Source organism: Pseudomonas sp. 05T35 (assembly GCF_056396605.1).
The window spans coordinates 1-1,887 of sequence record NZ_JBFTLU010000636.1 but is presented as its reverse complement, the minus strand read 5'-3'; the positions used below and the strand labels follow the sequence as shown (position 1 = coordinate 1,887).

Sequence of the window (1,887 nt, the reverse complement as noted above, 5' to 3'; positions counted from 1 at the left end):
GATCTACGCGGCTCACTAAAAATCCGAGTAGTTCTCGATTTCCTCATGGAGGGGCTAGGGCCTGTTGCCGTTTCGCCATAAACCTTTGATACATAAGAACAAGCGTGATCCACGGATGACCGTCGAAGGCATGCAGTATCGCATGCGTACGGGATGTCCCGAGACCCACCCAAGGCGTTCGGGAACTGGAACAAGGTCTATAAGCGCTTCAATGCGTGGTCAGCGCCAGGCAAGTGGCTCAAGGTCTTCAAGGTGCTCGTAGTTGAACCCGACATTGAATAGGTTTTCATCGACGGCAAGCTCAAGAGAAATTACGAGAGTGTGGTCGCGATGGCCTGCGCCTTTCTTTGGTTACCTATGTGAAATGGCAACAGCCCCTAGTGAGATTAACGATCTGCTGCCGCATAAGTGGGGTCGTTAAGCTGCGTGGGGGGCTGGCCTTGATTGCCTCTGCAGAGCTGCACCAGTGCAAAGGACGCGAGACTAGCGATAATAAGAGCCAGCGAGGTGATTCCGGCGTTCAGCCCCCAGCAGTCGATTATATAGCCTGTGATCACTGGAATCGTACCTGCGGGCACATAACCTCCCATGTTAAACACCGCGTTGGCTTCAGCTCTACGCTGAGCGGGTACATTGTCAGCAATCAGGGACAGCCCACCTAGTTGGCCTAAGCCCTGACCGACACCTGCCAGTAGAGCGGAAGCGATCAGCCATGGAGCAGAGCCCATTTTCAATGCAAACCAAACGCAGACCATTGAGAAAATGGTTGCAAGTCCGCTAAACGAAAATACGATACGGCTACTGAGTCTCTTTGCCGCGAACTGCACGCCTACGGCGACCAGAAACATTGAAAATGCCATGCAACCCGTGATGAGGGGACTGTTCACGCTCAGAAAGGTGGATATCATCTTGGGGCCGAGCGACAGGATGAATGAAGTCGATGTTATCCCTGGGCCGAAGAACGCTATCCCTAACAGCACGATGCCAAGATTTTCTTTAGGAACGGTGGGGAAACGTGCTTTGAACGAACCGACCCCGAGCTTCTGGTTCTTCTGTTTAAGCAACGCCACGAGCGCCACACACAAAATCGCGATTTCAATTCGGAAGACTGTTTGAATCGGGTTTGGGAAGTATTGCGCCACAACCCCAGCCAATAGCGGCCCGGTTCCTGCTCCAGCCACCATTGCGACAGATGCCATTAACGAAGCAAAGTGCTTGCGATGTGGCTGAGCATGCTCAACGACATTTGCCATACCGCCAGATACAACGAGGCCTACTGAAACGCCAGTTAGGAAGCGCGCGAGCATCAACACGCCGATACTATCGGCTTGATCAAATAGAATCGCAGCAACGATAGCGAGACCTACACAGGGCAGAAGTAAGGCTTTGCGCCCATAGTGATCGGACAGCTGTCCGGCGACGGTCAGGGTTAGAAGAAGACCGATAATGTAGCAGGCAAAAATCACCGTTAACACGCCGGAAGTGAAGCCCAAGGATTGCTGCCAAAAGCTGTAGAGCGGGGTAGCTGCATTCGAAAGTATAAAAATAGCGGTTACGATCCATGCTGTCCGATACACAGCAAGTGATCCTTGTTTGGAGTAGTTACTGCTCACAGGTGAAGAACCTCTCTAGGGCAGAGAATCGAATTTCCGCCCTAGAATAGAGAGATATTTCGTGATGGCCCACTCACCAAATTCACAAACTAGATGTGAAAAAATTCACAGTGACAAAATAGAAAGACCTGTCTCATTATTGTTTAGTCCGTGATCACGGAAGAGCAGATGACGCCTGCCAGGAAAGTTACAGCCTATAAAAATAACTCGCTGACTCACGTTTGCTGGCTCGCTCGCCTGCGAAAATGATCTAGAGATTACTCTAGATTGACGG

At 51.1% G+C, this 1,887-nt stretch carries 1 protein-coding gene and 1 pseudogene; one reads left to right on the top strand and one right to left on the bottom strand.

All coding sequences use genetic code 11. The annotated features are described in order from the left end of the window. Positions 1-61: 61 nt before the first annotated feature. Positions 62-279, top strand: a pseudogene (locus tag AC1DH9_RS28260) (transposase); the annotation flags it as partial. 107 nt (positions 280-386) lie between these two features. On the opposite strand, the gene AC1DH9_RS28255 reads toward AC1DH9_RS28260, so the two are convergent. After that, entirely contained in the window at positions 387-1,613 is a 1,227-nt protein-coding gene (locus tag AC1DH9_RS28255; protein ID WP_427536749.1) for an MFS transporter, read from the bottom strand. Positions 1,614-1,887: the final 274 nt, after the last annotated feature.